Source organism: Ruegeria sp. CDSC079, from assembly GCF_059610505.1.
The window spans coordinates 1-2500 of record NZ_JBXWNT010000016.1 but is presented as its reverse complement, the minus strand read 5'-3'; the positions used below and the strand labels follow the sequence as shown (position 1 = coordinate 2500).

Here is a 2500-nt window from a genome sequence, read left to right as displayed (position 1 = left end):
CCCCACAGGCTTACTGATCCTAACCAAACTCCGAATACCCGGGAGTACTAGATGGCAGACACACTGCGGATGCTAACGTCCGTAGTGGAGAGGGAAACAACCCTGACCTACAGCTAAGGCCCCCAATTCATGGCTAAGTGGGAAAGCAGGTGGGACGACCAAAACAACCAGGAGGTTGGCTTAGAAGCAGCCATCCTTTAAAGATAGCGTAACAGCTCACTGGTCTAAATAAGTTGTCCTGCGGCGAAGATGTAACGGGGCTCAAGCCATGAGCCGAAGCTTAGGATGCCGTAAGGCATGGTAGCAGAGCGTAGTGTGACATAGTCTCATTCCTCCTTCACGTCTTCGGGCGTATTGGAGGAGAGAGGCTTTCGATGAAGCCGGCGCGTGAGCGATCCGGTGGAGAGATCACTAGTGAGAATGATGACATGAGTAGCGACAAAGAGTGTGAGAGACACTCTCGCCGAAAGTCCAAGGGTTCCTGCTTAAAGCTAATCTGAGCAGGGTAAGCCGGCCCCTAAGCCGAGGCCGAAAGGCGTAGGCGATGGGAACTAGGTTAATATTCCTAGGCCGTGGAGTGGTGACGGATCTCAGAGGTAGTTCATCCTTATCGGATTGAATGGGCTGCTGAGAGGTTCCTGGAAATAGCCCTCCTATAAGACCGTACCCTAAACCGACACAGGTGGACTGGTAGAGAATACCAAGGCGCTTGAGAGAACGATGTTGAAGGAACTCGGCAAAATACCTCCGTAAGTTCGCGAGAAGGAGGCCCGGTTCCTAGGCAACTAGGGGCTGGGGGCACAAACCAGGGGGTGGCGACTGTTTATTAAAAACACAGGGCTCTGCGAAGTCGCAAGACGACGTATAGGGTCTGACGCCTGCCCGGTGCCTGAAGGTTAAAAGGAGAGGTGAGAGCCTTGAATTGAAGCCCAGGTAAACGGCGGCCGTAACTATAACGGTCCTAAGGTAGCGAAATTCCTTGTCGGGTAAGTTCCGACCTGCACGAATGGCGTAACGACTTCCCCGCTGTCTCCAACATCGACTCAGCGAAATTGAATTGCCTGTCAAGATGCAGGCTTCCCGCGGTTAGACGGAAAGACCCCGTGCACCTTTACTACAGCTTCGCACTGGCATCAGGATTGTGATGTGCAGGATAGGTGGTGGGCTTTGAAGCAGAGACGCAAGTCTTTGTGGAGCCTCCCTTGAGATACCACCCTTCGCACTCTTGATGTCTAACCGCGGTCCGTTATCCGGATCCGGGACCCTGCGTGGCGGGTAGTTTGACTGGGGCGGTCGCCTCCTAAAGCGTAACGGAGGCGCGCGAAGGTTGGCTCAGAGCGGTCGGAAATCGCTCGTTGAGTGCAATGGCAGAAGCCAGCCTGACTGCGAGACTGACAAGTCGAGCAGAGTCGAAAGACGGCCATAGTGATCCGGTGGTCCCGAGTGGAAGGGCCATCGCTCAACGGATAAAAGGTACGCCGGGGATAACAGGCTGATACTGCCCAAGAGTCCATATCGACGGCAGTGTTTGGCACCTCGATGTCGGCTCATCTCATCCTGGGGCTGGAGCAGGTCCCAAGGGTACGGCTGTTCGCCGTTTAAAGAGGTACGTGAGCTGGGTTTAGAACGTCGTGAGACAGTTCGGTCCCTATCTGCCGTGGGTGTAGGAGACTTGAGAGGAGTTGCCCCTAGTACGAGAGGACCGGGGTGAACGATCCACTGGTGGACCTGTTGTTGCGCCAGCAGCAGTGCAGGGTAGCTATGATCGGACAGGATAACCGCTGAAGGCATCTAAGCGGGAAGCCCCCCTCAAAACAAGGTCTCCCTGAGGGCCGTGGAAGACCACCACGTCAATAGGCCGGAGATGTAAGCGCAGTAATGCGTTCAGTTGACCGGTACTAATCGCCCGATAGGCTTGATTTGATCCAGTAATGGAAAGACAAATCAAAAACATACACACCTTAGACTAACGATGGCTGTGTCGCGCCAAGCGGCACTGTTGATTGATTACACTACCGAGTGGCAACGCGCCTTTTGCACGCAAAAGACGCTGCCTGCCACCCGTCGCGCTTGCTACGCAAGTCGCAACGTGGGATTTTCCTCGGTTTGGTGGTCATAGCGCAAGTGAAACACCCGGTCCCATCCCGAACCCGGAAGTTAAGCACTGCCGCGCCAATGGTACTTGGGCTTAAGCCCCGGGAGAGTAGGTCACCGCCAAACCTAGAAAAATCCCAATTCTCTCTAAATGATACAATTACTTATTCGACCCCGGCCTCAAGTAGCGAAAGCGATAGGCCAACCTAGTGTCGCGGGATGGAGCAGCCCGGTAGCTCGTCAGGCTCATAACCTGAAGGTCGTAGGTTCAAATCCTACTCCCGCAACCAGGTCGAATAATATCAACACAGCCCGTTCAGACTACAATTGATCCACTGGATCAATTGCTAACCTCTTCAACTCGTCAGGCTCATAACCTGAAGGCCAAAGGTTCAAACCCTACTCC

The 2500-nt window shown here is 54.1% G+C and carries 1 tRNA gene and 2 rRNA genes (1 of these 3 cut by a window edge); all 3 read left to right on the top strand.

Annotated features, from left to right (window positions below):
• A 23S ribosomal RNA gene (locus AC2FIC_RS20250) occupies positions 1-1923 on the top strand (it extends 905 nt beyond the left edge of the window).
• Positions 1924-2105: 182 nt separating this feature from the next.
• Positions 2106-2220, top strand: a 5S ribosomal RNA gene (rrf, locus tag AC2FIC_RS20245).
• Positions 2221-2307: 87 nt separating this feature from the next.
• Positions 2308-2384 (top strand) — tRNA-Met (locus tag AC2FIC_RS20240).
• Positions 2385-2500 lie beyond the last annotated feature (116 nt).